The sequence below is a fragment of the Proteus vulgaris genome (assembly GCF_033708015.1).
Classification (GTDB): Bacteria; Pseudomonadota; Gammaproteobacteria; order Enterobacterales; family Enterobacteriaceae; genus Proteus.
On the sequence record NZ_CP137920.1, the window covers coordinates 2,701,147 to 2,728,071 of the forward strand.

Annotated in this window: 29 protein-coding genes; 3 read left to right on the forward strand and 26 right to left on the reverse strand. The window is 40.6% G+C overall.

The features are described from left to right. Nucleotides 1–166: 166 nt before the first annotated feature. The 3 genes from fadJ to SB028_RS12855 form a co-directional block, all read right to left on the reverse strand. On the reverse strand, nt 167–2,323 hold the full coding sequence (gene fadJ, locus SB028_RS12845) for a fatty acid oxidation complex subunit alpha FadJ (RefSeq protein ID WP_069367944.1): 2,157 nt from the start codon (nt 2,321–2,323) through the stop codon (nt 167–169). Further along, entirely contained in the window at nt 2,323–3,627 is a 1,305-nt protein-coding gene (gene fadI / locus SB028_RS12850; RefSeq protein ID WP_069367943.1) for an acetyl-CoA C-acyltransferase FadI, read from the reverse strand. Before fadI ends, fadJ begins: the two co-directional genes overlap by 1 nt. Nucleotides 3,628–3,861: 234 nt before the next feature. Then, a complete protein-coding gene (locus SB028_RS12855) occupies nt 3,862–4,158 on the reverse strand; it encodes a YfcZ/YiiS family protein (protein ID WP_006533378.1) in 297 nt (98 codons plus the stop codon). Nucleotides 4,159–4,503: 345 nt separating this feature from the next. Between SB028_RS12855 and fadL the strand changes: the two genes are divergently transcribed. Next, nucleotides 4,504–5,814, forward strand: coding sequence for a long-chain fatty acid transporter FadL (gene fadL, locus SB028_RS12860; protein ID WP_069367942.1), 1,311 nt, complete (start codon nt 4,504–4,506; stop codon nt 5,812–5,814). Between the two features lie 78 nt (nt 5,815–5,892). Here the strand turns inward: fadL and mlaA are convergent, their stop codons facing one another. After that, nucleotides 5,893–6,630 (reverse strand): phospholipid-binding lipoprotein MlaA, encoded by a 738-nt coding sequence (mlaA, locus tag SB028_RS12865; RefSeq protein WP_069367941.1) that lies wholly within the window; start codon nt 6,628–6,630, stop codon nt 5,893–5,895. A 294-nt stretch (nt 6,631–6,924) separates the two neighbouring features. Further along, nucleotides 6,925–7,500, reverse strand: a complete 576-nt coding sequence (locus SB028_RS12870; protein ID WP_069367940.1) for a fused DSP-PTPase phosphatase/NAD kinase-like protein — start codon at nt 7,498–7,500, stop codon at nt 6,925–6,927. A 334-nt stretch (nt 7,501–7,834) separates the two neighbouring features. Between SB028_RS12870 and SB028_RS12875 the strand changes: the two genes are divergently transcribed. Continuing rightward, nucleotides 7,835–8,065, forward strand: coding sequence for a DNA polymerase III subunit theta (locus SB028_RS12875; protein ID WP_318859498.1), 231 nt, complete (start codon nt 7,835–7,837; stop codon nt 8,063–8,065). Between the two features lie 4 nt (nt 8,066–8,069). On the opposite strand, the gene SB028_RS12880 is transcribed toward SB028_RS12875, so the two are convergent. From SB028_RS12880 to SB028_RS12905, 6 genes are read right to left on the reverse strand one after another with little or no spacing between them, the layout of a single operon-like run. Further along, nucleotides 8,070–9,452, reverse strand: a complete 1,383-nt coding sequence (locus tag SB028_RS12880) for a hypothetical protein (RefSeq protein ID WP_318859499.1) — start codon at nt 9,450–9,452, stop codon at nt 8,070–8,072. Between the two features lie 15 nt (nt 9,453–9,467). Beyond that, nucleotides 9,468–13,247 carry a host specificity protein J gene (locus SB028_RS12885; RefSeq protein WP_318859501.1) on the reverse strand — a complete coding sequence of 1,260 codons (3,780 nt, stop codon included), beginning with the start codon at nt 13,245–13,247 and terminating at the stop codon, nt 9,468–9,470. Beyond that, entirely contained in the window at nt 13,247–13,813 is a 567-nt protein-coding gene (locus SB028_RS12890; protein WP_036935929.1) for a MoaD/ThiS family protein, read from the reverse strand. The genes SB028_RS12885 and SB028_RS12890 overlap by 1 nt, the downstream gene beginning before the upstream one ends. After that, on the reverse strand, nt 13,750–14,469 hold the full coding sequence (locus SB028_RS12895) for a C40 family peptidase (protein ID WP_318859504.1): 720 nt from the start codon (nt 14,467–14,469) through the stop codon (nt 13,750–13,752). The genes SB028_RS12890 and SB028_RS12895 overlap by 64 nt, the downstream gene beginning before the upstream one ends. 3 nt (nt 14,470–14,472) lie before the next feature. Then, complete coding sequence (locus SB028_RS12900; RefSeq protein WP_318859505.1) at nt 14,473–15,171, reverse strand: phage minor tail protein L; 699 nt, start codon at nt 15,169–15,171, stop codon at nt 14,473–14,475. Beyond that, nucleotides 15,168–15,497: a phage tail protein gene (locus tag SB028_RS12905; RefSeq protein ID WP_318859506.1), complete on the reverse strand. Its 330-nt coding sequence runs from the start codon at nt 15,495–15,497 to the stop codon at nt 15,168–15,170. The genes SB028_RS12900 and SB028_RS12905 overlap by 4 nt, the downstream gene beginning before the upstream one ends. Before the next feature lie 143 nt (nt 15,498–15,640). On the opposite strand from SB028_RS12905, the gene SB028_RS12910 reads away from it, so the two are divergent. Continuing rightward, nucleotides 15,641–15,898, forward strand: a complete 258-nt coding sequence (locus SB028_RS12910; RefSeq protein ID WP_318859507.1) for a hypothetical protein — start codon at nt 15,641–15,643, stop codon at nt 15,896–15,898. 4 nt (nt 15,899–15,902) lie between these two features. Here SB028_RS12910 and SB028_RS12915 read toward each other — a convergent pair whose 3' ends face one another. From SB028_RS12915 to SB028_RS12985, 15 genes are all read right to left on the reverse strand, one after another. After that, nucleotides 15,903–16,172: a hypothetical protein gene (locus SB028_RS12915; protein WP_318859509.1), complete on the reverse strand. Its 270-nt coding sequence runs from the start codon at nt 16,170–16,172 to the stop codon at nt 15,903–15,905. A gap of 15 nt (nt 16,173–16,187) precedes the next feature. Then, nucleotides 16,188–19,556: a tape measure protein gene (locus SB028_RS12920; protein WP_318859510.1), complete on the reverse strand. Its 3,369-nt coding sequence runs from the start codon at nt 19,554–19,556 to the stop codon at nt 16,188–16,190. A 68-nt stretch (nt 19,557–19,624) separates the two neighbouring features. Next, nucleotides 19,625–19,933, reverse strand: a complete 309-nt coding sequence (locus SB028_RS12925; RefSeq protein ID WP_318859512.1) for a hypothetical protein — start codon at nt 19,931–19,933, stop codon at nt 19,625–19,627. A gap of 33 nt (nt 19,934–19,966) precedes the next feature. Next, a complete protein-coding gene (locus SB028_RS12930; RefSeq protein ID WP_318859513.1) occupies nt 19,967–20,272 on the reverse strand; it encodes a hypothetical protein in 306 nt (101 codons plus the stop codon). Between the two features lie 51 nt (nt 20,273–20,323). Further along, nucleotides 20,324–20,719: a hypothetical protein gene (locus SB028_RS12935; protein ID WP_318859515.1), complete on the reverse strand. Its 396-nt coding sequence runs from the start codon at nt 20,717–20,719 to the stop codon at nt 20,324–20,326. Between the two features lie 93 nt (nt 20,720–20,812). Beyond that, nucleotides 20,813–21,505: a DUF6246 family protein gene (locus tag SB028_RS12940; protein ID WP_318859517.1), complete on the reverse strand. Its 693-nt coding sequence runs from the start codon at nt 21,503–21,505 to the stop codon at nt 20,813–20,815. Between the two features lie 49 nt (nt 21,506–21,554). Continuing rightward, nucleotides 21,555–22,307, reverse strand: coding sequence for an Ig-like domain-containing protein (locus SB028_RS12945; RefSeq protein ID WP_318859519.1), 753 nt, complete (start codon nt 22,305–22,307; stop codon nt 21,555–21,557). 73 nt (nt 22,308–22,380) lie between these two features. Next, nucleotides 22,381–22,749 (reverse strand): hypothetical protein, encoded by a 369-nt coding sequence (locus SB028_RS12950; protein ID WP_318859521.1) that lies wholly within the window; start codon nt 22,747–22,749, stop codon nt 22,381–22,383. Next, nucleotides 22,746–23,114, reverse strand: coding sequence for a hypothetical protein (locus tag SB028_RS12955; protein WP_049257616.1), 369 nt, complete (start codon nt 23,112–23,114; stop codon nt 22,746–22,748). Before SB028_RS12955 ends, SB028_RS12950 begins: the two co-directional genes overlap by 4 nt. 1 nt (nt 23,115) lies before the next feature. Beyond that, nucleotides 23,116–23,454 (reverse strand): hypothetical protein, encoded by a 339-nt coding sequence (locus SB028_RS12960; protein ID WP_318859525.1) that lies wholly within the window; start codon nt 23,452–23,454, stop codon nt 23,116–23,118. After that, complete coding sequence (locus SB028_RS12965; protein ID WP_318859526.1) at nt 23,454–23,852, reverse strand: hypothetical protein; 399 nt, start codon at nt 23,850–23,852, stop codon at nt 23,454–23,456. Before SB028_RS12965 ends, SB028_RS12960 begins: the two co-directional genes overlap by 1 nt. A 56-nt stretch (nt 23,853–23,908) precedes the next feature. Then, nucleotides 23,909–24,082 (reverse strand): hypothetical protein, encoded by a 174-nt coding sequence (locus tag SB028_RS12970; protein ID WP_004247764.1) that lies wholly within the window; start codon nt 24,080–24,082, stop codon nt 23,909–23,911. Nucleotides 24,083–24,091: 9 nt separating this feature from the next. Continuing rightward, on the reverse strand, nt 24,092–25,186 hold the full coding sequence (locus SB028_RS12975; protein ID WP_185901955.1) for a major capsid protein: 1,095 nt from the start codon (nt 25,184–25,186) through the stop codon (nt 24,092–24,094). Nucleotides 25,187–25,198: 12 nt separating this feature from the next. Beyond that, nucleotides 25,199–25,648, reverse strand: coding sequence for a hypothetical protein (locus SB028_RS12980; RefSeq protein WP_318859531.1), 450 nt, complete (start codon nt 25,646–25,648; stop codon nt 25,199–25,201). After that, on the reverse strand, nt 25,648–26,922 hold the full coding sequence (locus tag SB028_RS12985) for a hypothetical protein (protein ID WP_318859532.1): 1,275 nt from the start codon (nt 26,920–26,922) through the stop codon (nt 25,648–25,650). Before SB028_RS12985 ends, SB028_RS12980 begins: the two co-directional genes overlap by 1 nt. Nucleotides 26,923–26,925: the final 3 nt, after the last annotated feature.

Below are 26,925 nucleotides of genomic sequence, written 5' to 3' on the forward strand. Positions count from 1 at the left end.
ACTATTTTGCCATATTTGGCTATCATTAACACTTTTGACCCTTTTTTTCATTAAAAATTCACCAATTATTAATCTGACGCAAAAAGTACAAGAAAAAAGGCGCCTAAGCGCCTCAATCAAAACAAATGTCACAAAAGGGAAAAGCAATGGTAATGCAATGATGATATTAATCGTAAAAACGTTCATTTCGTTTAGCCATTTCAACTAAACGCTCACAAGGGCGATATTTTTCACCATATTTATCGGCAAGTTGGTTAAGTTTTTCTGCCACTTTTGTTGTTCCCATACTGTCCATATAACGGAATGGACCACCAAAAAAAGGAGGAAAACCAATACCAAATACAGCACCTATATCACCATCTCGAGGTTGCTTTATAATATTTTCATCTAAACAACGAACAGCTTCATTTAACATTAATAATAAACAGCGTTCCGTAATTTCAGAGGAAGACAGTTGGCTTTTAGGTTTAATTTGTAATAGTCGATATATCGCCGGATCAGGTTGTTTTTTATTTTTACCTAATGAAAAAGGTAATGCATGTTTTGCATAAAGATAAAAACCTCTTCCATTTTTACGCCCCTTTCTATCATCAGCAATAATAGCATCCACAGTAGAAGGAGCTGCAAATCTTTCACCAAAGGCATCCACTAATATTGGTGTAATTTTTGTGCCGATATCAATCCCGACTTCATCCAATAACTGAATAGGTCCAACGGGAAAACCAAACTGAACAAGAGCTTTATCAATATGTTCAATAGGCTCTCCTTGTATTAAGCATGTCAATGCTTCACTGATATAAGGAGCAAGAATACGGTTAACATAGAATCCAGGTTGATCACCAACAACGATTGCAATTTTTCCCTGTTTTTTAGCAAAAGCTACCGTTGTAGCAATCGTTTTTTCATCCGTATTTGCGTGTGGAATAACTTCAACTAAAGGCATTTTTTCGACTGGACTAAAATAGTGAAGCCCGATCACTTTTTCTGGGTATTTTGCTGTTTCTGCAATTTTATGAATAGGAAGCGAAGAAGTATTCGAAGCAAAAATAATTTTACCTTTACCCACGTCTTCAATATCTGCAACCATCTTCTGTTTTAAAGCCAAATCTTCAAAAACGGCTTCAACAATAATATTTGATTGATGAAAACCACTGTAATCTAAGGCTCCCGAAAGTAGTCCCATTTGGCGCTGACGTTCACGTACTGATAATCTTTTCTTACTCACCTTAGCTGAAAGCGCTTTCCAACTATAATTCAGTGCCTGAGCAATTCCCTTATCGCTGATATCTTTAATTCTTGCAGGTAGATTACCTTTTGTCGCAGTGACAAAGGCAATACCGCCCCCCATTAATCCACCACCTAAAATACCAATATGGTGCAAATTATCTGGCTTTTCAGATGATCCTGTTTCATTTTTAAGTGCCGTTGAAGCAAAAAAGAGATGCCTCAATGCTGATGAAACAGGCGTCATAGCCAGCTCACCAAACGCATTTGCCTCTTCTTTAAATCCCGTTTGAATATCTCTTTCAAGACCGCGTTCTATAACATAAAGAATTCGCTCTGCGGCTGGATAGTGGCCTTTTGTCTTAGCTAATGTTCGTTTTTTGGCTTGCCCAAACAGTATATTCCTACCTAACGTTGTGTTTGCCCAGAAACGATCCATTACCGAATGCTTTCTCTGCTCTTTTTTACCCGTTAAAATCCATTTAGCAGCAACTTCTAATAGAATATCTTGTGAGACGACATCATTAACAAGGCCCAATTTTAAGGCTCGTTTCGCATTAACTTGCCTACCTGTTAAGATCATATCTAAGGCGGATGTTACACCAATAAGACGAGGTAAGCGTTGAGTTCCACCAGATCCTGGCAGTAATCCTAGTTGTACTTCAGGAAGCCCTAAACGCGTTTTGCTATTATCAGAACAAATTCGCCCATGACAGGCTAAGGCTAATTCAAGCCCCCCACCAAGGCATACACCATTAATTGCAGCCACAACTGGCAATGGGTAGTTTTCAAGTTGCGTAAAAAGATCTTGTCCTGCTTTTGCGAGTGCGCTCGCTTCTTCCTTGGATTTACAACCCGCAATCATGGCGATATCCGCACCTGCAATAAAACTGTCAGTTTTGCCTGAGGTGATTATTAATCCTTTTACGCCAGAATGTTGCTGAGCTTTCTTTAAAACATCTTGAAATTGCTGCACAAACTCTGCTTTTAGTGTATTTACTTTTTCACCAACAACATCAATGGTTATCACGCCGACTTTATCGTTACGAACTGAAAAGTGAAAAACAGATGATTTTTCTAATGATGTTTGTTGTTCCATTATTCCACCTCCAAAATCATCGCTGCACCTAATCCACCTGCGGCACAAGCGGTGGTTAATCCAAACCCTCCACCTCGGCGTTTAAGCTCATGGAGTGTCTGTGTAACCATTCTTGCGCCAGTCGCAGCAAATGGATGTCCATAAGCAATAGAACCACCTAGCACATTAAATTTATCCATATCCACTTCTCCAATCGCTTTGGATAATCCTAGTTGTTCTTTAGCAAACCGTTCACTGGCAAATAACGTCAAATTACTGAGTGTTTGTGCAGCAAAAGCTTCATGCATATCAATTAACGTTAGATCACTTAATGCAAGACCTGCCCGAGAAAGCGCAAGTGGTGTGGCATATGATGGCCCCAATAACATATCTTTCCAGACATCTGTCGCTGTAAATGCATAACTGCGCAAATAACCTAAAGGTTGATAACCAAGACTTTTGGCAACAGACTCTTTCATCATTAATACCGCTGCTGCACCATCAGTTAATGGCGTACTGTTTGCGGCAGTGACACTACCGTGACGGCGATCAAAAGCAGGTTTGAGTTTGGCATAAGAATCAAGAACAGAGTTTTTACGAATATTATTATCTTGATGAATACCTTCTTTATAAGGCGGGAAAAAAGCGGTCATGACTTCATTATCTAGTTTTCCCATTTCCCATGCTTTAGTTGCTAATTGATGAGAGCGGTGCGCTAATTCATCTTGAGCAGCTCTTGAAATATGGTAAGTTTTCGCCATTTGCTCCGCGGTATCTCCCATACGTAATCCAGTTGAATACTCAGCCACAGCAGGAGCAACAGGGAGAAGATCACGAAACCGTAATTGACTTAAATAACTTAAGCGCTGGCCTAATGATTTTGCTTTATTAAGACTTAGCAACACATCTGCTAATTTTTTACTGACACCAATGGGTAAAACAGATGATGAATCAGCACCACCAGCAATACCGACTGAGACATGTCCTGCCATCATACTTTCAGCAACATTAGCAATCGCTTGAAAGCTTGTTGCACACGCTCTTGTAACACTATACGCATCCGTTTTTACACTTAAGCCAGCGCCGAGCACAATTTCTCTGGCAATGTTAGGAGCTTCCGGCATTTGAACGACTTGCCCGAAAACAAGCTGATCAATAATTTCAGGTGGAATTTCATTGCGAGTCACTAATTCTTGAACCACTGAACGCCCTAATTCAACCGCAGGTATTCCTCGATACGCAGTCGCTTGTTTAGCAAAAGGTAAGCGTAGCCCGTTGACAATAGCAATGCGATCTTTCATAGCACTGTTCGTTAATGACTTCATAACGGCTCCTGACAAAATGATTTCCTAACACCAAAGAGGTCTGACCTGATAATAGTGTTAACAAAAATTTCACTTTTCAGAAACGTGATTTTACGAGAAGTGGGAGTTAGCGCTCAATATTTCGATGAAATGTCTTAAACTTAACAATAATGATAGGAAAGATAATCGCGTGATGAAGGGATATAAAAAAGGCTGTTAAATTTCAACAGCCTTAAATCTATTAATTTCAGTAAATTAGCGTAATCCTAATTGAAAAATTAGGTTTTCTGCTTCACAAGAGAATGTAAAATCAGCGGTAAGTTGAACACCACCATCAACATCAGCAAATTGTTGATTAATTTTGCAAGGCTCAGAGGCGATAGATTGTGCTTTTGCACTGAGTTGATCTAACATTGCTTGCGCTTGTACTTTATCAGCGAAGACATGCTGATATGACGCTGTGCAATTTTTATTGTCAATAATAGTACCCACATCTACACAACAGCAAGCAGCGGTTTCTTCTGCACTACAACGATTAATTGCGTCTGCCATTTTAGTCTCCCAACGAAAGAAATGTTAATTATCTATCATAATTACAAAAAAATAAAATAAACTGCTTTAGCTCAAATTTTATTATAATTTTACAAAAAAAATTGATTATTCTGTTTATTTAACAATCAAAAATATCTTTATTGGCATATTTTGTGAAAAATATGTTAACCAAATCCCAATTATTGAATCCAAATGGCAATATTTTAAAAACATACTTGCAACATTTAGGGTAATCAACTTTATACTTAATCAACTGGTCTGATTTGTCATAACGACAACCGCACCTAAAATCCAGCGCTTCTAATCAGAAGTTACTAACTTAAAAAAATTATGAGGGTTTAGGTCATGAACCGTAAAAACCTGTTTACTCGCACAGCACTAGCTGCCATTGTAGGAGCAATTTCCTCTCAAGCAGGCGCTGCCGGTTTTCAGTTAAATGAATATTCTACTTCAGCACTAGGGCGTGCATTTTCAGGGGAAGGTGTTATTGCCGATGACGCCAGCGTAGGTAGCCGTAACCCTGCTGCGCTCACTATGTTCGACCGCCCTGAGTTTTCTGTCGGTGCTATCCATATTAATCCAAGTGTTGATATTAAAGGTCAATCACCTATTGGCACCCATGCTAGCACTAATGCTGGTGATATTGCACCCAGTGCATTAGTCCCTAATATCCATTTTGTCGCCCCCATCAATGATAAATGGGCGATTGGCGCATCTGGTACAACAAACTTTGGTTTAGCCACTGATTTTAAAAAAGATTATGCTGCTGGTCTTATTGGCGGTAAAACTGATTTAAAAACCATGAACCTAAATTTAAGTGCGGGTTACCGTGTTAATAATCAATTTAGCGTAGGTTTAGGGTTAAATGCCCTTTATGCTGATGCAGAAATTACACGCCATGCTGGTGAATTACCAGGACTGCTCGGTCTTCCAGTTTCACCTTCAGCACGAGTTGCCCAACTTAAAGGTGACGCATGGGGTTTTGGCTGGAATGCGGGTTTATTATATGAGTTTGATGAAGGTAACCGTGTGAGTTTCACTTATCGTTCTAAAGTAAAAGTGAAATTTAAAGACGGTGAATACCAAAATGATCTTCCACCGTTACCAATGCTTGATAATCTGGGTATTGTTGCTACTAACGGTGACACCATTAAAGGTAAGCTAGACCTTAATCTACCTGAAATTTGGGAATTTGCAGCCTATCACCGTGTTGCCCCAAAATGGGCAATTCACTATAACTTCGCTTATACAAGCTGGAGTGAGTTTAAAGAGTTAAGAGCTACACGTAAAAGCGATGGTCAGCAACTCTTCAAGAAAGAAGAAGGCTTCCGTGATGCATGGCGTGTTGCTTTAGGAACAACCTATTATCACGATGATAACTGGACATTCCGTACCGGTATTGCTTTCGATGATAGCCCAGTTCCTGCGGATAAACGTTCGATCTCAATTCCTGACCAAGATCGTTTCTGGTTAAGTGCGGGGGCAACTTATGCATTTAACAAAGATATGTCTGTTGATGTTGGGTTAGCGTATATGCACGGTAAAAAAGTCACAATTAAAGAAAAACTCGCTGAAACACCACTCTCGCCTACTTATGAATTTGAATCATCAGGTAAAGCATGGTTATACGGCATGAACTTTAATTACCGTTTCTAATTTTTCACCGTATCTTTTATACAAAAAATGGTCTTCTAGAAGACCATTTTTTATTTATCAAACTAAAAAGATAATTCACTAATCAATTGAATCTAAATCATCTTCAATGGCTTTCGCATTAGGGTTCTCTTTTACTGTACCCGCTTGGAAGTCATTACTTTGGAAATAAGCTTCACGCATCATTAAGTAAGGATCAGACGAGTTTTGTAAAATCGCATCTGAATCGAGCAATTGTGCGCGAGTTTCAATACCTTCTAATGCCCATTTACCTGCTGACATCCAAAATGTTAAATAACTCAACATAGGATACGTCAAGTCAGCCCAATCACCACCCTCTTCACGGACAGTAAAGCTACCATAGCCTGGCACAACCACATAGGGACCATAATCCATACCATAATGACCTAACGTACTACCAAATCGCATTGGCACTTCTTTTTCCATCGTTTCTTTAGACATCCCTGCGACATCGATTAATCCCCCCATACCAAAAACGGTATTAATCCAGAAGCGACCAAAATGTTTAGCTCCCTTTTCAAAGTCACCACGCAATATACTGTTCACCATACTTGCGGGCTCTTCTAAATTACCTAAAAAATTTGATAAACCATTTCTTGCTGGTGGTGGCACATAATCACGCCAAACCACGGCAACTGGACGTAAGATATAGGGATCTAAAACATAGTAGTTAAAATCAAACATCTGGCGGTTAAACCCTTCCAATGGGTCAGAGCGCCCCTCCCCATTATTAGGGGTACTTGCACATCCTGAAAGTAAGGCGACTGAAAGAGCAACACCGCACAGGCGATACTTCATAATGTTCTCCGCTAATTATCTTATGATGAACAACATCATCGTTCGCATATTCATAAACTCTACACATAATACTGTCAATGAATGATAAGTGGTACTTTTATTAAGTGTTGATCTTATAAGATAATTCGGTTTTTGTGATTATCTTATTGAGCTGATTTAAAATAGTAGTCCAATATCATGGCTAATATAAAAATCTATGATGTTATTTAATTATATTCTTTTATCATTAATCGCTCTTCTGGAACTGGGTACGAAAAATGCTGTGTAATAAAATCAAACTCTACTTCTGTGGTTTTAATTATCTGTAAGTTGCCGATGAAAGACTTGTTGTTTGATTGCGGAAATATCAACTTCTTCTAGATATTGAACAATATTAGGGAAAAAAAGTTCGTGATAGCCATACTCTTTTTTTCTTAATTCAGCAATTGCCTGCTCTTTAGTCCAATTTTCAAATACAAGCCGATACATTGCTATAACAGTTCCTGTGCGATCACTACCATGCCAACAATGTACTAACACAGGATCAGACGTACTGTTTATTTTACGTAATACCTCAATGAGATCCTTATCATTAATTCTACCTGCATTCATTTTTACGTGAAAAGTGTCTAATTGCGTGCCTTTTACATCATCACTATCACTATGATATTCACGTAAGTTAATAATCGTTTTTATACCCTGAGCTTCTAGCCACTTCATTTCACCTGAGGTTGGTTGCCCAGAGCGATACACTTTTTCTGATACTTGATAAAAATTTTCAGGAGGTACAAGGATATCTGTAGGCCTAGAGTTACAGCCCACCAGAAGAAAAAAATAAGCAATAAATAAAAACTTTAAATATCGGGTATCATTAATTGATTTTATATCCATATAAAAACCTAAATTTATTGTTGGTTATTGAATGAGGAAGCAAAACAATAGCGATAATAGCGTGAATTGATAAACACTGCTCTAGAAATAATTTCTACACTGACAAAATAGATAATCGATGGCGTTCCCTACAAACTTCACAAATAACAATTATAGTGTTGATTTAAAGCGATAATTTATGAAACTTTAAATATTTTACCCATAATTTTACCCAATTAGGGAAAATGGAACTGATTTGGAGATCGAACCTGTGAGAAAGGTGATACTTTTATACCACCTCCTCATTTTTAATTCCACACCCTGCTATACTCTCCAAAAACTAACCGGATCTACTATGAACCTCGCAAACCTAACCCAAGAAGAAAAAGACAAAATCAATGTCGATTTAGCTGCCTCAGGTGTCGCATATAAAGAACGACTCAATATGCCAGTTGTCGCGTCCGAAGTTGAACGACAGCAACCAGCACATTTGCGCGAGTACTTTAATGAACGATTAGCGTTTTATCGTGAGAGACGCAAGAAACTGCCGGATGGGAATTCTGTGCAGTATTTGAAAGCAGAGTAACTAGCTATAGTAACGCGTCACTCTCACTCAGCCCGAATTGAGCCTTCATTTCCTCTTCCGCTTTCTGCGCTTCTTCCATCTCACGCATTCTCACGTTATAGATTGATTGCTCTGGCATCTGTACACGAACGGAAATAAAACGACCATCAGGGATATCAATCGGATTACCATCGCTATAACCGTCAATATCATTACGAGCAAACTCAGGTGCATTAGGATGAGTGCGGTGATAAGTCTTAACGAGAATCGAACCATCTTTGTTAACTTTAGAGTTAACCCATATCAGTGGCTGTTTATTTACATCGAGTGGAATTTCAATACCACCATCAACACCGCCCCATCCTGCATCTGAGTTAAAGCCCAGTACGCCTTCAATGAGATATTCACCTTTAGCTACTCGAGTAACCGTAGCGCCTTCGGATTCGTCGTTAGTGGTGAATGTGCCATCGGGATTGATGTCGATAATAGGGGATGCGCGTTTAATAAACCCGTTACTGTCTACCGTTGTATTTCTGTCAGTCCATAAATTATGAACATATTCAGATGTAGCATTACCCGCAACAACTCGGCACGAACCACCATTCCAAGAGGACACTAAAGCCTGATAAGTGTCCTTTGATTTAAAATAAGCGATTGGTGAACCACCAAGCCCATATTTTGTTGTTTGCTCATTTCTGATAATTTGCGTAACCGTATTTCTATTCATTAATACAGCACGAAGTTCAGCTTCTGAAATATTTGTTGATGGCGTCTCAGAGCCTCCCCAACCGTAATCACCCACCAGCATCATTTTGCCAGTCTTTCCAGGAAGCGTTGCCCTATAATATGTTCCATTTATTTTATATAAAAATGATGGTGAAGGGTCTAAGCTCAGAAATAAGTCATAGCTACTATTTCTTGAACCTACAGCACCCGCCGAAACAATACCCCCTTTAAAATCTTGAGGAGTCGTTTTTGTTAAGTCTGCCTTATTTTGTATATCCCCCTGCATCTTCTTAATACTATCGAGCGTAATGACTTCACCATTTGGCATCTCAATTTTTGTCTGCCCCGTTTGAGTCATCCATGTATTCATTGCATCAAGAAAATACTCAACGTAACTATTAATAGCGACCATGGTTCTTGCTGCATCACTATTATTATCTGGCTCAGTAATATGAATTGAGAATGTGGTGTTAGTTGCTGTGGCTAATGCCGGTTGTGCTAATACTAATTCAGTGTCGGAATTAACAGATTTAATCATATACGGAATATTTGTTGTTCCCGATTTAATTAAAATCGTCATTCCGATATTAATAGCTGGATTATTATTTTTAAATTTAGTGCCAGTGCCTTTGACAATAGCAGACCCTGACACTGTATTAACAGTGCCTGTTGTGTATATCATGATTTATTTCCTAGCTTAATTAATTAGAAATTCTTCGCTTGAATCAGGAAATGCAAAAACTCTCCCCCTGAGAATAAACTCCGTCCACTCTCCAGCAACCCCTCCGGTCGCATAAGGTATTTTTATACCAACACTACTAATTCCCTTTCCCGCTGGTATTTTTACGACAAATTCGTTGCAAACATATTCATCTTTTCTAGCATTCGATGTATTTCCTGACCAGACCGAGACTGTTTTGACATTAAAAATTCCATCAACATAAATTTCAGCAACCCCTCTACCATCTCCCATGAATGGAGCCATATACCCCATTAATGCCCCGTTTGGTGTTTTTGTTCCAAACCAGTCAGGGATATAATCTTCTTGATGTAGTGAACCGCTAACCCACAAATAACATGGGGTGTCTCGTTGTTTAAATTTAAACAACTCTTTTATTCCATCGCCTTTCCATCTATCATTTATATAAATCTCATCAGAAATTGAAACAATATTTCCTATTAGCTTTCCGGCCTTAACTGTTCCATTAAAATTTCCATCCGCACCATCGATAGTTCCCCGAAATGTCGCATTATTAAATTCAGCATTACCCGTATTAGCATCAATATTAAATCCCGTCTTACCTAATTCGTAATTCTTGGACTTTATAGCTTCAGATAACACCATTTCACGAACATTCGCTTTATCTAAAAACGCTTCTTTAATAAAGAGTTGCCCATTTTTGGCATACATGAATAATTCCATCTTGCCATTTGCAGGGTTATACCAAGCAAAGTTATTTGCGTTGTAACCAAAGAATGATTCCAGTTTTCCATTCTTAACCTGAGCACTAATTACTTGTCCTGCTGCATTGTATTTCCCGTTGTTATGAACAATCGTGATATTAATTGAGTGAGTGACAATACCGTCACCAGACTGCTCAAACGTAGCTTGCATCTTCTCCTGAATCATGCCCTCTTGCTCATCAAACTTAGCTTGAACTTGCGTTTTGTTTTCAGCAAATGCCTTGTTTGTGTTAGAGATGGCTTGAGAATTTGAAACAGTATCGGCCTCAGCCTGATCAACCTTAGTACGTATCTCAGTAAAGCGCTGACCGATAGCCTCATCAAGCTTGGTAATTGACGTTTGAGTCTCTTTAATTGCAGACTTGTTGTCACCAACAGCGGAGTAAATTTCTTTAACTTCCTGCGCCCATGCTTCGTTATCCGTCGCACGAACTTGCCATAGCTCTTTGATTCCAGCCTGTGATTGACCGTGTTTCGCTAACAAACTGCGTGATAGTTGAGAGTCAGCATTACCAAGAATAAGCGCGGTTTCTGCATTCCAATCCAAGCGTTCACTGAGTTGCTTACCAGCATCTGTTGTCATGAAATGACCGTCTAACTCATCGAGAATGGCTTCCGTATTGTCATCAGCCTGCCCCTTCACTTCCACAAAATGAGACTTCCCATATTCATTGACGCTTCGTATATAAAACCAGTAATCACGACCAGCTTTTAACTGACCTTTAGTCCAGAATTTAGCTCTACCTAAAAAGTCAGCCTTTGACTCTATCTCATTGATATTATCTATTCTGTATTCACCAGAAAACCAGAATTCAAACTCAGTATTTAAAGTGTGTGGTGTGGAGATATGAGGGATCAGTTTTATTTCAAAAAAACCAGACTCAACAGTTATTGAACTAGGTGCGCTGGGCGCACCAATAACCATCTGCACTTTTGATTCATCTCCAAGCATTCCATTAGCATCTTTACCTCGCACGCCAACAAGATATTCTCCAGATTCAAGCCCGTTGAAGTAGTATTCTAAATCTGTGGTGCTTCCAGTAGAGACAACCTTTCCGTCTCTATAAAGAGTGACGTTAAATGAGATGTTTCTATTAATGGTTGTTGTTACCCACATAGCTCTAGCTTGCACCTGTGAGCTATCATCAACGTAAGCAATAGAAAGACGCTCTATATTAGGAATGCGAATAACATTCTGTGTTGGCGGGTTTCCAGTAAAATCAACACCATTATCAACAATGCTTTCTTTTTTCGGCTCATGCTGAATGCAGTTGTATAGGTAGTTCCCTTCATTATCCTCAGCAATGGAAATTACACGAAATAGTCTAGTGGTTAACGTACTCTTGGAAACAGAAAATACACCATACTGTTTCAGCCCGTTCGGGATCTCACGCAAAGTAACAGCATCGTCATCAATAGATTGAATTTCTATTTTTTCAAATTTACCTGACGCCCCTAAAAATGAAAAAGTACCTTTATCGTCATATTTCCACTCAATAGGCGCATCGATAATAATAGTTCGTTCATTAACTGATAAAACTCGCCCGCCTACCTTCACTCCCGCAAAACTATCATCTGCAACTTCAATGATATCGCCAGAGATACAATTGATCCCCTCGCGCCCTGTTGAGAATGTAACGCTATCTTTCTCTAACTTCTCTGTCTGTAATATCCATTTACCCACTCTATGAGCCTGTCCACGACTAGTGCAACCAAAAGCAGTGACTTTCTTGACGTTTACACCACTGAAGCGCTGAATGAGATCATCATCTTGAATGAACTCTCTTTCTTCACTCCAACCATTACTAGGATTTATCCATGACACCTCAATAGCGTTGTGTCTTGCTGATTTCGCTGTTGATGTATATTTAAATTTCCCATCAATAACATTTGAGTTTGTGTACGTCCATACTGGGTCAGACGGTCTATCTTGAAAGCAAGTTAATTGTTGTCCATCCCATAAAGGCATGCCACGAAATACAGATGCTAAGTCATCAAGCACTTCTTTGGCTTTTCGCTGAGAGGTTATGTAGGCATTAAAAGTAAAACGAGGCTCTTTATTACCAAACCCATCATCAACTAGTTCGTCACAGTAACGAGCAATGGCATATAATGCGAATTTATCAACGCCAAACGAACCGATCATCTCTCCTATGCCGTATCGTTCATTGGTGACTAAATCGTAAAAAACCCATGCAGGGTTATTAGTCCACGCCGGCTTGAAGCGTCCAGTCCAAATTCCTGTGTAAGTACGCGTTTCTGGATCATAATTATCAGGAACTTGGATAATCATCCCTTTGATATGGTAGGTTCGATTGGGTGTATCACCGTATTGGGATTTATCGATTTTCATCCCGACGACAGCAGAATTAGGGTAAGAAAATTTAGCGTCGGTTATTTCTGTGTAACTCGCCCATACCGTTCCGTTTTTCAGCAAATCACTTTTACTATCGTCAGTGATACGGGAAACCCTGATTTGGAATGGTTTTTTTGTCGGCGCATTGATGATATGAGACTCAAGATATTGACCGCTTATTTTACCTGGCCCTATTGTTACCTTTTCCGCATGCATCCAACCAGAGCCATCATTAATTTCAATAAGCATTTCCACAGTAGCATCGTACTGATTCCCCTTATCGTCTTGACTAACAAGAGCAGAAACACCCAAAGTAAATCTAACGCGATCAGTTTCCTGATCTGAAATGGTGCGTAAGATTGGTGTGCTTTTTTTCACCTCTACATTGACAGGAATTTCTTTTTCTACAAAGGGAAAGTCCTCTAATGGCTCCTGTGTCGGTGTTCCTGCTCGCCACTGAACCTCAACACCATGAATATTCGGATTTCCCTCTTCATCTACAACAGGAGTACCATTCAATAAAAAACCTGACATACCACCTACAGGGCCTTCTATTGGCCCTTCTGAAACTAAATCGATGACATTAAGAAATTGTTTGTTTTTTAAGTTGTCATCGAGCAATCTTGGAGTGCTTCCTCCACCGCCACCTTTGCCCATTAAACAGTCTCCAAACCTTGTGATATTACATTTGAACCCACAACCATCTCGCCATAACAGATAGGAACCGGATAACCTTGTCCGACTCTATTTGATAACGAACTGAAATACTGGTTACTTTCTGAGTTTCGCCCCTCTATGCTTGGCGCTGGCGGTGTTTTAGTTAACATGGTTGCCAATCCCGCGGCGGCCACACCTACACCAGCGGCAAATAATGCGGTCGATGTCATCGTTGCCAAAAATCCGCCCGGTATTAAAAACGATGCGCCAATTAAAGCAGCTCCACCAATAATGCCTAGCCACCCGCCGGATTTAGCACCACCAACTATGGGGACGATCGTAATAACATCACCTTCATTTAATGGCGTACTTAATCCCGTGGAAATACTATCCTCGGTCATATCATTGCCTGCGATACGAACACGAAACTGACCTTGGTTAATCTCTTTTTTCAACCCATCAATTTGATAGCAAAGACAACGTAAGGCCTCACCTGCATTACTTACCTCAAGCTCGAACCTGCGTCCAAATCTGCGTAAATAGCCTGCAAACTGTAATTTGACCATTGTTTATGCCTCCAAATGCTGTGAGTGTATTTAAACCAGTAACCACCGTAAGTATCTCGCTTACTCAATCTGTCTGGCCTGTGATGTAATATTTCTTGATTACCTAAGTACAACGCAGCGTGACAAGGTTTTGATGTGCCTAGGCAAATCAATATCATGTCGCCTTCTTGAGCCTCTTCTACTTGATAAAATCCCTGCTTATCCGTGTTATCAAGATAGAGATTTTGTTCTGTGTACCACCATTCATCGGGACGAATAAAATCATCTAGCTGAATGCCTGACAGATGATAGGCATCACGTATAATGGAATAACAATCCTGCTCACCATGCTTAAACTCTCTACCTAACAGTGGCGCTATTGGTCTGAACTTATGGATCACCCCATCACATACCAACCACCAAGGCAGATTTGTTTTCCTTTGTATTGTTCTGTCGCCAGAACTCAGGAAAGGCTTTCCGTCAGGGTGACTATGAACAATAGCTTTGATTTCTGAATAGCACTCTGCCGTCATCCAATCGTCTGGGTTAATTTCAAAATAGTTTTGCGGATCGGGATGTATGTTTCTGCAAGGGAAATACCTGTCACCCGAAATTAAGCCGCAAGACTCCCTCACTACTTCCGCTTTCGCGTGAGCGATAATGTCTTTCTCAATCATGGATTAACCTAATTTATTTGAGCCTAAATACCCGCCGAATGGCATCTTTCCTTTGTGTCTTAATTTGCACCCGCTGTATTTATGAGAGCATTTGTCTTTTAAGGGATCGGTTGTTGGTTGGTCTTTTTCATCTGCAACAGGTGGCCCATCATAACCACAATCAAACCCTCGGTATCGCCACGAGCAGATATCAGCCTGAATAACCCGTCTAGGTATCAGGGCGTTATCTGTTTCTGTTGGAAGTGCTAATATGTACGTTACAAAGTCTGAATCTGAGCTTTCCCGTTGCTCAATAACATACTTTTGAACAACTTCTCTTGTTGGATCTGTTTGTGGGTTTCCGTTGGGAAAATTAACAACATCAAGATATTGCTCTAAAACCTGCCGGCGAGTAACGATAGCGCCTAGCGCATCATCGTAATCGCTATTAATAGCAGTCAGCATTCCATCAAAGTTGGCAAATGTCATTTTTGGTCTATCTGACGCGCCCTGTGCTGTTACGCTAAAACCGGTAACCTGAACTGGATAAGGCTCATAGCGCAATCCCTGCCAGATAATAGGTTTTAATAAGCCATTCATGCCGTCATGAAAGCGATAAATATCACCACCAAAACGGCTCAAATCGACCTCATACAGATCTAACATTGCATTTTGCTGTAAGTCTGTAACGTCTATACGCATCTCTTGAGGTATATCTCTCATGCAACAACCTCCTCAAATGTGCAATCTATCTGCCATACTGATGTTCTCGGTGTTACCTGCCAGCCTCGGCAAACAAATTTACGTTTAGAGTTATCATCACTGGTTAGCCATAAGAATGATTCAACCGCACCGCGCGCCTTAAGAAATTCATCAATCTGCTTACCAATATCAGCATGTTTAATAAATGAAAGCTGATAAGTCTTTAATTGGTTGTTGATCCCATCTTTAATTCGTTGTTCGTAACCGTTACCAAACCTGGCTACTTTCACCTTAGGATCATTACCTACCTGATAAGCCGTTTCTGGTCGCCATTCAAACTCTTCCATTGGTTACTCCAATAAAAAAGGCGACACAAAGCCGCCTGATCAAATATCAGGATATTAATAAATATCCATTAGGTTATTTTATATATTCAGCCCAGAGAAACTTGCCGAAGGAATGGCTGACTTACTTCGGTGTGAGGGAAAAAATGCCTGAAAATACTAAAGAGTCATATGAAAATTCAATGTTGCAGTATCTAACAGCTTTACGAGCAGAGACTGCATTCCATAAAACTGTGTTATTTGTATTAGCTAAAAAGAACCTAAATCAGGATGATAAAGAAATAATAAGGAGGTTAATTGATAGCTCGAAACAAAGAGAAAAAGCGGCAAACACTGAAATCCTTAGTAACATATACTCAGAAGAGATAGAAAAATGCTTTGAATTATTTATGGATAATATTTAATCGTTTATGGTGCTATTGAATTAAAAAAAGCTTCGTCAGCGCTAGTTTTACATTCATATAATTTGAGTAACTTCTCTTTTTCACAGCTCGTTGCCTTTTGCATATCCGCGAGCTGTTTTTCCAGTGATTCAATTCTTTTCACTAAATCTTCCATTGATGGTGCGGATGATATTACTGCGGATTTAATCACCATGCCTTTAGCCATTACATTGCCGTTACTATCTTTCATGATCCCATTACCATCCATCATTAATATATTTTCTTGATTACTCATAACTACCTCTCTTAATTACCAACTTCTTGATTTTTCCAAAGCACCACCGCTACGCATTTCAGTGCCAAGTACGTCATAAACTGTACCTCTTACCATTTGCTGTATCTGTTGTGCTTCCTTTTGAGTGATGCCATTAGGTGCTTGAACTTGGAATGTAAAGTTCATATCCCCCATGCTGACACCGTTACCGCCTTTGCCCATTTGTCGATTACTGATAACTCGACCATTATCACCTGGTATCATGTATTGATTACCGTTAGATGCTTTGAATATTTCTGGCTTGCCTCCTTCTCCAACCTGATACATTTTACCAGCACCAACCTGACCGCCATTTTTACGAGCACCCGCAAGCGCAATCATTGCTGGTATTGCTGCCGCCATCGCAGCCATTCCCCAAGTTGCAGCAGAGCCCATTGTAGCAATACTTGTTGTTGCTGCAGCTGGAGCCATAGCATTTGTAATTGCTGCGCCAGTAGTTGTAGCCTCCGCTACCGCTTTAGTATTTGACGCTTTACGTAGAGCCTCCTCAGTAACCATATTCTTAACTTGTTGCATACCCATTTGAACCAGAGCGCCAACGGCTTGGTCTACGATGGTTAAGGCAACATTACGGAAAACATCGTTAAGTGATTGAGTACCCGTTAATAGCCCTGTAATTACGTTAGCGGAACGTTGTCCTAATGCATCCAGTCCATCAGCTAAGAATTGATTTGCTTGACTCTGATTACGCCATATATCCCATTGAGCATTCATGCGGTCTTGCTCATATTGAGTATTAGCGGCATTCATTAACGCTAAACCTTGCTGAGTGATAGCACCTTTTTCAGTCTCAAACTCACGGATAAGCGCAAGTTTACGCTCGTGTTCGTTTTTGAGTTGCTGAACAGGGTCTACTTGTGCTTTTAAATTATCTTGAGGAGATACAGCGTTTTTAGCCTTTATTTCGGCTATCTGTTGCTGATATTCCGCTTCAATTTCAGCCTTACGCCTTGCTGCCTGTTCAGTGAGAGATACATCATCTTTTGTTATCCGCTCTAAGTCTGCCAACTGTTTATCGTGAGACTCTTTAGCCTTGGCGACTAAATCAAGCTCAAGCGCGGCTTTCTTATCAGCTAGATTACGCTCAATGTTGTATTTTTCTTCTGCTAGTTGCTCCGCTTTTTCAATCTGTTCAGGAGATGCCGTATCACCCAATGCTTTAACCGCGTCATACTTAGCCATTTCAAGAGATCCGTCTTTGTAACCTTTGTTTAAAAGCTCAATTTCTTCTCTCTGGCGTTTTAGTGCTTCGTATGCTGCATCTGTGGCTTTGGTTGATTCCTTTGTTGTTTTGTTACGTTCGGCTGCTGCATCTTGAGCCTCTTGAGTTGCTGTGGCTATTTGCTTTAATTGATTTATTTCTTTTTGGTCTGTTATTCCTTTGTCTTCAGCGTAAAACTCAACTTGAAGCTTTCTTTTATCGATTTCGCTTTTTGCGTTAGCTAGTTTCATATCACGCTCTAGTGACTTTCTTAAATCAAGCCCCTCCTTAGACCACTCGAAAGATACTTTTTCAGCATTAAAGTCTTTTATAGCTTGGGTGGATATGCCTAACTTTTTAGCAAAGAAGTCTTGCGCATCAGATAGCATTTGCACTTTCTGAACACCGTTTCCAAGTTCGTCGTGAAGCTTTCTTGCTTCCTCCATTTGATCAGCAACTACTTTGTTAATTTGACGATCTATTTGCAGTAACGCATTCTCAGAGTAAGAAAGCTCAGTAGTTTTACCATCAAGATTTGCCTTAGCAATTGCCAGATCGTTAGTTAGCTCTTTTTCTTTTTCTCTTGCAGAATCAGGCCTCCAAACTCCAGACTCATTAAGTTTTTTCTGTATGCTTAACTGTTTGGTTAATGATTCCACTTCTTCTTTTAAATCAGAGATATCTTCTTTTTTCTGCGCTATGTTTTGAGAGGTCTTAACCCTAGCCGCATCAAGTTGTACCCTATTTAGCTCCTTCAATCTTTCAATTAAGTCTGGTAATTCGTTACTGTAATCTCTAGCCGCTTGCTTGGCACTTTTCATTGCATCTACTACATAGTAAACAGCAGCACCAATAAGCATCAGCGCCCCCATCGGTCCACCAAGAGGCGCTGACGCTGCATTAAGAGCTTTCATTGCATTTGACATGGTCAAAGCTGTTGCTGCAACTCTTGCTTGTGATGCACTCAATGCCTGATTTGCTTGTGTTGATGCGATAGCGGCATTTGTATAAGCGGTTCTTAATCTAGTAACGTTAGCTAATGCCGTCGCCTCAGCATTAGTTCCGATAGTTAGCTGGTGCTGATCTCTCGCTCTTTTTAGCGCGAAGGCGGCTGCCTCTTTATCTGCTAAGGCTTTCCTTGCAAGAACTGCTGCCGCATCTCTTTCGGCTATGGTTGCCTGTCTAGTTGCCATGACCGCCGTTATTGTATCTCTGGCTTTTTTTATCTGCGCTACGCTAGCCATTGCTAATGCGCCAACATATCTTGATCCTATTACCGCAGCAACCGCCGTTAAAATAGTACCCATCTCTGATAAATTTTGACTAACGGTAATTACAGCATCACTGAATACGTTAATAGATGCCTTTATTGTTGTGTTCTCGCCAAGGAACTTAGTTAAGTTATTCCCTGCTTCTTGAAATGCCTGCGACATTGTTCGAGTGGTTTTAGCAAACTCTTTGCCTATCGAGTCCCCCTGAGACAGCAAACCATTCACAACAACATCAGTGGTTAGCTTGCCTTCTGCTGCCATTTTACGGAGTTGACCAATACCAACACCCATCGAGTCAGCAAGAGCAACCATCAAGCGACTACCTTGCTCCGCTACTGAGTTAAATTCCTCACCGCGCAGAACGCCAGACGCGATACCCTGCGATAACTGAATAATGGCGTTTTCTGCTTCCTGCGCAGTAGCACCTGATACGATAAAGCCTTGGTTGATGATGGATGTTAATTTTGCCAAGTCTGCTGCTGATGTATTGTATTCTCTCGTTCCTCGCTCTAATCGTGCGTAGAGTGTAGCAGTGGCATCAAGGCTAGATCGCGTTGCTTGAGAGATATCAAATACTCGCTGTGTGACATCAATCAGTGACTCACTTGCACGAACTGAGTTAGATAGTTTATTGTTTAATTCAGTCCACGCCTCAGAATAACTTGTAACCATTGATACCGATAAATAACCAGTCAGAGCCGCCGCAACTTTGGACAGAGACTGCATTGAACGCTCTGTGTTATTTACTGACTGAGACGTTCGGTTAAAGCTACTATCCATACGATTAAGGCGTTGCTCTAACTGTTGCTGAGATGTAAGCAATTGCCGAACATCCATTTGAACTTGATAAACGATTTCGCCTACATTTGCCATTTATCGGCTCCTTAAAATGAAAAACCCCGCCGATTGGCAGGGTTACTTTGATTAATTACTGTATAAAGTTAATACTTAACGCTTCGCACTTCTCGTAGCATATCGTCAGCTTCACTACATCTATCTTTTTGTTCTTCTGGTATTTTTTCTCCAGACTCGCGCATCAAATCACAAACCATGCTAATTCTACCTTGCTCAAATGCATGACCCATTGATGCGATAACGAAACCCTCGCACGACTCTTTATCTTTGTGGTTAATACAAGCTGCCTTTGCAACATCTGGTATCTTTATATTTTCTTTAGCAATAGAACCAGCGCTAAAGAAAATAGATAAGGTAGTCAATACCCAGAGTGGTGTAACTAATATCTTTCTCACAATGCCATCCTCTATGGTTAGTTTATTTTTAAACTACCTTCTTTTTAAGATTTCTTTTATTTTCTCGTGATTTGTTTCTTGAGTAGAGTCTGCATCTAAGATGTTTCTTTTTTCTGTTGATGAGATCGATTTACCTTCAATTGCATCAACAATTGATCCACAACCAAAGAAAACAGCCCCTATTAATGATGAGAAACATCCACCAAACACAAGTAGTGTTATATTTGGCATTTGTTCAGCTATCTTATAATTAGATGTGTTAACAAAAGATATTACCCCTAAAAATATAGACACGATACCAATTGCCAATAATACCCCGCCAGCATGCTTTAAATTCACAACACCATCCTCGTTAGTTAATGTTTGAACAATATTACCTTATTGAGTTTATTACAGAAAATACAATTCCTCTTCTTTCCCTGTATTCCAACCTTCTTTTAGTAATTTATCATTCATTTCATTTAATTTACTTAAATCACCATTCTTCTTGTATATTCCACTTAATATTGAATGCGCATAATGGTTTGGGTAATAAAATTTATTATTTGATAACGTTCCGGTTGTTCTTGAATACTCATCCATGCTCTCTACGTGCCTTTTCTTCATTGCTTGCATTACAATTGATGATATGGCTATCGACTTCTCGCACAGTAAAATAACATTTTCTTGGTTATTATCAGCTTTCTGTTTTTTTATTTCTTCTAGCAACGAAAAATGGAGCGCTACAATTTCATCTTTATCCAAAAAGGCAATTTTAGATAGTTGCTCTCTAATTGCATTAATCATAATAAATATCCTGTCTTATGCTAGTAAAACGGTTAAAAGATAAAAGTATTTATTATGTTATATAGATGGTGATGCAAAAGAAAGCAAACTAACTCATTTACGCTTCCTGCTAACCAATCGGCGCTTACCACTGATCAGTTCATCATTACGCTTATCATCTTGCTTCATGATGTTGTCGTATTCTTCTTTAGTGAAGCCTTTCTCATCAGGATATTTAGCTTTAAGCATCATCTGAAATTCAGTCATGGTTAACTGTTCGGCTTCATCTCTATTCATACCAAAATGAGCGCGAGCAGAGCTAATGTAGTCAATTGCCATAAACTCATCTGAGAATTCATTTTTGCCTTCGTTACGTTGAAGTTTGCGGATCTTCGCTTTACCGATAATTCCGTGAGTGAACAACTCTCTTGCAATGACGATAATGTCAGCAATTGGCATCTTGCCGTTTTTATAGACAATACCGCGTTTACCGGATTTCCATTCGCCAATAATTTCCGAACAATCATCATCACAGCACGCCTGCATAACCATCATTGCAGTTTGTAGGATATTGCGTCCGTATGTTGGTTTGCTAATGACCTTTATTAACCACTCAGGAATAACCCTGTAATTCATTACGGCACGAGTAATTAAATCTTGCACCTCAGCGCCATTTAATTGACCGTAGGCACTCACAATCTGTTTAGGCTCACCGATTTTTGTCATATTGATGAACGATGGTCTAAATAAGTAATCCTTTTTATCAGTAGAGATAACCATCTCCCCGATTTCTAAAATAGGTGTCATAATCCCTCCTGAATATTATCAAGGGCACTCGAAAGCACCCTTTGTAATATTATTCGGTGACAGTAACGACACACTTAGCTGTCTTTGCGCCGTCCTCTGAGGTGATGGTGACGTTAGCAACACCAGTAGCAACGCCGCGAGCCGTAACGACAGTACCTACCTGTGACACTGTCGCAAATGCTGGCTTGTCGCTAACTGCGGTGCAGGTTTTGTTGGTCGCATCACCCGGAGTGAATTTCACCATGATAGATTTAGTTTCCCCGACCTTTACTGTGGTAGCAGACGGGTCAACCGAGATACTTTCAACTGCGATTTCTTCTGTTAGCCATTCAACCGTAGTTGCAGTATGAACTTTTAATTCGCCTGAATAGGTGGCAAGTTCTCTGGTTGGAAACTCCATCGACCATGACGTGAAGTTGAAGTATCCTTGGAGGATTTCCTTCCCGTCACCGCGCATGTCCAATTGAACCCAGTAGCCAGTTTGTCGACGAGCTTGAATCTCTTCCAGCAATTCCTTAGCAAAGTTCATGGCAGAAGTAGAGCCTGGCAATGGAGTGACTCTCATTTCACCATCAACACTAATTGTTAAGTCGGCTCCGGTCACGATAGCTTCTGACAGACCAGGAGTATCATCAGCATTAGAGTTTACGGTCTCCATCCCATAATCGAGACTCTTGCTTGTAACCGCACCAAAGCGCATAAAAGAACTCTGATCTGGAACTTGTGATGGACAGCCTTTTGCAATACGCAAAATACCATGATCACCTAGCATATTACCTTTATCTTCTGGGCATTGTGCCATGTTATAACCTCTTTATTTTCTTTATTTGCAAATAAAAAAGGCCGCTTATGCGACCCGTTGAGATGTGTTTAATTTAAGATGTACAGCGGAAAGAAAGCTTGAGGATAAACCGACCTTCTTCTGTCGGGATAGGTCTTGGTAGACCGCCTAAGTTATAGATTGAATTGAGTTCGCAATCTAACGAGTTGCTAGCAACGTAATTTAGAATTTCATTAGCTCTTATCAGTGCAGGTTCAGGATCATACTGCGCAGATACTAGAACAAGCGTCACGAAATCATCAGCACCCAAATCAGCAAATCGTCCGCTACCATCATCAGGCTGAATAACAGCATATTGCTGAGTCTTTTCGTCTGGTTGCTCATTCCACGTCAGATATTGAACGATGAAACCATCGAGCAGATTACCTCTGTTTAAGTAGCGCTCAAACTTCTCATGTATCATATTTGAAGCTCCCGTCTCACCGCGTCATCAATAGCCTTGCGTTCATCTTCAAAACCACGAGATAAGAACTCTTTACGAGCACTTGAACGCCTAAAGTTTTGCTTGATTCTAGGATCATGAACATAAACCGCGTAGTTTGCTGTATATCCTACGCGACCGGTTACTCTAGTGCCATTAACAGTGACTTCCCTGAATTGAGAATTGATAAGTGTTGATGTGTCAATAGGTGTGTATATAGCCGCTTGAGCGCTACCAATCAATAACGCTGACTGAATAGCTCTCATCACTTTCTTACCTTGTATGTCACCAACAAGTGCTCTAAGGTTTGCGTTAGCCTGAGAAATACCCCTTACTTTTGCGCCCATATCACACCGCCGTTATCAGAGTGTAGTCATCTGCAATATGCTCGAATAAATCCTCATCACGCCCAATGAATTTGATTTCATCAGCGCCGACAGATAACGGATCGTCTGAGTGCTTACCGATAGCAATAAAGTCACCTTTCTTTGCATCGGCATACTCAGTCCAGAAAACTAACTTGATGGTGATTTCAGAGCCAATGTCCAACTTTCCAGATTTAAGCTCGCTACCATAACCACAAAGAAAATGAACCGGATCAGAGAATACTGGCTTACCGTTTTTGTCTTTCTTTGCTTTCCATAAAGTAGCCCATGAGGTGTAAGCCCAATTTGCAACTGAACTCATTACGCCCCCCTACACATACAACCGCCTTTCGCTATCCACAAACCAGCGTGAGCAGTTTGAGTTGGATCGGTTGGTATTAAATCATTAGCACAACCGTGCTTATCTAAACCACGCAGTAGTGACGCAGCCGCTTTCCATCTATCACCAAAAGATTGATATCGAAATGAGCGTGATGCGCCGTTAGGTGCTGCTTGTGAGCTGATATACTTATCGCCTTGACCAAGTGCCATAAGTGAAAGCAGATACATCTGGATTAATAGTGCGGTTGCTGATGGATAGTGTTTATCAAGGCATTCTTGAATACTACCTACCTGCTCAACAAGTGCGTCGAGAATAAAATCAGGTAATTCTATTCCCTGCCCTGTCAGGTACTCTTTGGCTTGCTCTTTTGTGATCATGATTACCTCACAAAGCAAAGCCCCCTTTCGAGGGCATAAAAAAACCGCTTTCGCGGCTATTCGTCTTTGTCTTTTTTAGACTTGGCTTTTGGTGTGGCTGGAACCAACTCAGCGGCATCATTAGATAATGCTCTAACATTAGCCTTAAAGGCTGGATGAAGATTTTCTAACTCAACCACCTGACCTTTTTCGACACCATGCCAAGGGATAATAACCTCGTACTTTGTCATTGCAGATCCTTAACTCAGTTTAGCACCGTAAACCACACCAGACTTTCCGTCACCGTCACGAGTAATTTGCAGACCTGCTGCGCTCATGATTTGGAAGTTATAGTTTTCCTGTGGCATAAAGCGAGGCTTAGGAACAACACCTGTTGCCATACCAACTAACGGAGTCACTACATCTTTACGACGTTGATAAGCGATAAACTCAGAGCCTTTAAGCGCATAAGTAGGACGAATTTCTTTCACGCCAGCATACGGTAGTAATGTATCGATAATGCGACCATTTACCACGCTATTACCAGCACCAGCACCGACAGAAACAACCACAGGCTTAATTAAGTTACCCCATGCTTCGTAACTCACCCACATTACATCGTAAGCATCCACTTTGTTGTTGAATGCAGTCTGACCGAACGCACCACCAAAACCAAAGAACGCTAACAATGCAGGCAAGTCAGCAGTGGTTAAATCGATATTAGCACCAGAAGCTCCTAAGTCGATTTTCGCTGTGTTGCGGTGATTTTTCAGGCCTTGACCTTTGTACCCCTCAACACTAATAGATGCATCACCATTTAAGAAGTAGTTAACTACTTTCTTATTAAATTGACGCATTTTTGCAGTTTGAGAATCAAGAACAAGGTCAATACCAACTGTACTTAAACCCGCCGCATGACGCCAGTTAACACCAAAGCCAGCGGTAAATACTGGGATTGGGTCGCCGTCAGAACCATAATCGGTGTGATCATGAGAGTATGGCGCTTGACCATCAATACTGATTGATACGTCATCAGCAATGTCGCCAACCACGTTATACAGTTTTGCAGTCTTGCCAATTGGTAGCACTGTTTGAAGACCCATTAAATCATTGACGATTTCCATGCCTGTTTCTTGGTCACGCAACTGAATAATGTTGTTATCAACTTCTTTCCAAAAATCCTTAGAGAAACCGCCTGACTGGTTTGCTGCTAAAGTCTCACCATCCATAACGCTTTGATATTGGTTAATCATCAGGTTATGTTGCGTGTTATAGATATTACGTGTAGCCCATAGGCTATCCCACTGACGTTGCAGTCGGCTATTTGTTGCTAAAGTTTCAGCAGTATAAAACATGTTTTTTCCTTTTTATTGATCAGTAGTTGCAGTAGCCACAGTGCCAACACGAAAGCGAACACGAATGAAATCATCAGCTTTTAGCGTCACTTCATCTTGAGAGTAGCCAATTACTGATTCTGTATCAGCAGATGCAAGAGCGCCTTTACCATCAACACCAAGTTTGATCGGAGAGTCTTTTTTATAAGTTCCAGCAGGAACCAATACAGCCAGCTCTCGACCTTCTTCTACATACTCACCAACTAGAGAATCACCAACCGGAACGCCATCACGAATAGATAGCCCTTGGTGATATGCTGGATTGGCTACATAAATGCGACCGGATAATGCGGTGGCTTGAGCGAACTCATTGTCTGCGTTAATAACAACAAAAGTGCCTGGCAACGTAACTGCTTTTGCTGCGCGAGTTTCTGTGATTGATTTACCGTCAAGGTTTACACGGCGGTAGCGACTAGTAGCCATTATTTAGCACCTCCAAAGTATGCCACTGGATCTGGTGCGCCAGTTTGCTCTTGTTGAGCGCCTGAGTTGCCAGCCAAACTTGCTGCGTCACCAATTTGTTTATGCATGTCGATCAGCGCCTGACCTTGCAGTGAGTTTGCAACCACTTCACCGTATTTTTCGGCAATTACTTTGCGCATTTCGGTTTCTTCTGCGCGTTGGTTTGCGGTTAAAGTTTCTTTTAACTGATCTTGGTTGGCTTGCAACGTATCAATTTTTGACGTAATGCCTTCCAATGCTTTTGTTACGTTCGTAGCAATTTGATTGCCGATTTCTGAATAAAGCTCTGTTTTTTCTTCTTGAGTTAAAGGCATGTCGCCCTCCGTGCTGTTATTGATTGCAGGGCTTGCCTGCGGTTTACTGAAAGCTGATTTAAGTTTGTTTGTTACAACCTTTACCCATGACTCTTGGCGCTCAACTTCTTCGCCTTGCACATCAAAGGTGATGTTGCCATTTTCATTTGTGTAGGAATGTAGTTTTGCATTACCGCCATCGATAACGATTACTGCATGAGTGTCTGTGAAATCAGATACCCACACATAACCATCACCAACAACGAACTGTTTCTTTGCAGCCATTTCAAGGCGATGTGATTTTTCACGATAAGTTTCACCAACTAGAGCGCCACTGTTAGTTTTAACCTCTGTGGCTTGGTCAGCATTAACCATCATTCCAACACCTTGATCTGGTGTTGCTGCGCCTGACTCATAAAGCAGAATTGCGTCATGATCCATGCGGTGTATCTTTGCAATCCAGTTATAGCCCTGCGCCTTTTGTTCTTCGCTTGCTTCAATCTGTTCAAGAAAGACAGCAACGCTCGTATGAATTGGCTCTGAGCTTTCACCGCTTTCAATCGCTTCAACGCGCTGAAGAACTTCCTTGCCACCTTCTGACTCTTTGGCCTTGTCTACATCTATCCACTTTTCTAAATAGATGCGATTACCGACCTTGGAAACATTTCTGTTTGCCGCACCGATATACCCAACATTAAGCCCCTCGAAAGAAAGCGCTGATACAAACTGACCATCAAGCGTGGGATGCCCTAAAGGCGCTGGAGTTCCTTCTAACTCTCGGTAATGAGCGTCAATCTCACTGGATGGATATAAGCCGCCATTCATAATGACGTTTGCTGGTAGCGTGTAACTTGGGATAATAATGTGTTCACGACCGTTGTATGTTTCACGCCGAATAGATGCGCTATTAACTTTTGTCGTGACGTTTACTTGAATTGGCATCAG

Bases quoted from the DNA above. Each gene is read 5' to 3' on its own strand.
- fadJ (WP_069367944.1), bottom strand. From the start codon at position 2,323: ATGGAACAACAAACATCATTAGAAAAATCATCTGTTTTTCACTTTTCA.
- fadI (WP_069367943.1), bottom strand. From the start codon at position 3,627: ATGAAGTCATTAACGAACAGTGCTATGAAAGATCGCATTGCTATTGTC.
- SB028_RS12855 (WP_006533378.1), bottom strand. From the start codon at position 4,158: ATGGCAGACGCAATTAATCGTTGTAGTGCAGAAGAAACCGCTGCTTGC.
- fadL (WP_069367942.1), top strand. From the start codon at position 4,504: ATGAACCGTAAAAACCTGTTTACTCGCACAGCACTAGCTGCCATTGTA.
- mlaA (WP_069367941.1), bottom strand. From the start codon at position 6,630: ATGAAGTATCGCCTGTGCGGTGTTGCTCTTTCAGTCGCCTTACTTTCA.
- SB028_RS12870 (WP_069367940.1), bottom strand. From the start codon at position 7,500: ATGGATATAAAATCAATTAATGATACCCGATATTTAAAGTTTTTATTT.
- SB028_RS12875 (WP_318859498.1), top strand. From the start codon at position 7,835: ATGAACCTCGCAAACCTAACCCAAGAAGAAAAAGACAAAATCAATGTC.
- SB028_RS12880 (WP_318859499.1), bottom strand. From the start codon at position 9,452: ATGATATACACAACAGGCACTGTTAATACAGTGTCAGGGTCTGCTATT.
- SB028_RS12885 (WP_318859501.1), bottom strand. From the start codon at position 13,247: ATGGGCAAAGGTGGCGGTGGAGGAAGCACTCCAAGATTGCTCGATGAC.
- SB028_RS12890 (WP_036935929.1), bottom strand. From the start codon at position 13,813: ATGGTCAAATTACAGTTTGCAGGCTATTTACGCAGATTTGGACGCAGG.
- SB028_RS12895 (WP_318859504.1), bottom strand. From the start codon at position 14,469: ATGATTGAGAAAGACATTATCGCTCACGCGAAAGCGGAAGTAGTGAGG.
- SB028_RS12900 (WP_318859505.1), bottom strand. From the start codon at position 15,171: ATGAGAGATATACCTCAAGAGATGCGTATAGACGTTACAGACTTACAG.
- SB028_RS12905 (WP_318859506.1), bottom strand. From the start codon at position 15,497: ATGGAAGAGTTTGAATGGCGACCAGAAACGGCTTATCAGGTAGGTAAT.
- SB028_RS12910 (WP_318859507.1), top strand. From the start codon at position 15,641: ATGCCTGAAAATACTAAAGAGTCATATGAAAATTCAATGTTGCAGTAT.
- SB028_RS12915 (WP_318859509.1), bottom strand. From the start codon at position 16,172: ATGAGTAATCAAGAAAATATATTAATGATGGATGGTAATGGGATCATG.
- SB028_RS12920 (WP_318859510.1), bottom strand. From the start codon at position 19,556: ATGGCAAATGTAGGCGAAATCGTTTATCAAGTTCAAATGGATGTTCGG.
- SB028_RS12935 (WP_318859515.1), bottom strand. From the start codon at position 20,719: ATGATTAATGCAATTAGAGAGCAACTATCTAAAATTGCCTTTTTGGAT.
- SB028_RS12940 (WP_318859517.1), bottom strand. From the start codon at position 21,505: ATGACACCTATTTTAGAAATCGGGGAGATGGTTATCTCTACTGATAAA.
- SB028_RS12945 (WP_318859519.1), bottom strand. From the start codon at position 22,307: ATGGCACAATGCCCAGAAGATAAAGGTAATATGCTAGGTGATCATGGT.
- SB028_RS12950 (WP_318859521.1), bottom strand. From the start codon at position 22,749: ATGATACATGAGAAGTTTGAGCGCTACTTAAACAGAGGTAATCTGCTC.
- SB028_RS12955 (WP_049257616.1), bottom strand. From the start codon at position 23,114: ATGGGCGCAAAAGTAAGGGGTATTTCTCAGGCTAACGCAAACCTTAGA.
- SB028_RS12960 (WP_318859525.1), bottom strand. From the start codon at position 23,454: ATGAGTTCAGTTGCAAATTGGGCTTACACCTCATGGGCTACTTTATGG.
- SB028_RS12965 (WP_318859526.1), bottom strand. From the start codon at position 23,852: ATGATCACAAAAGAGCAAGCCAAAGAGTACCTGACAGGGCAGGGAATA.
- SB028_RS12970 (WP_004247764.1), bottom strand. From the start codon at position 24,082: ATGACAAAGTACGAGGTTATTATCCCTTGGCATGGTGTCGAAAAAGGT.
- SB028_RS12975 (WP_185901955.1), bottom strand. From the start codon at position 25,186: ATGTTTTATACTGCTGAAACTTTAGCAACAAATAGCCGACTGCAACGT.
- SB028_RS12980 (WP_318859531.1), bottom strand. From the start codon at position 25,648: ATGGCTACTAGTCGCTACCGCCGTGTAAACCTTGACGGTAAATCAATC.
- SB028_RS12985 (WP_318859532.1), bottom strand. From the start codon at position 26,922: ATGCCAATTCAAGTAAACGTCACGACAAAAGTTAATAGCGCATCTATT.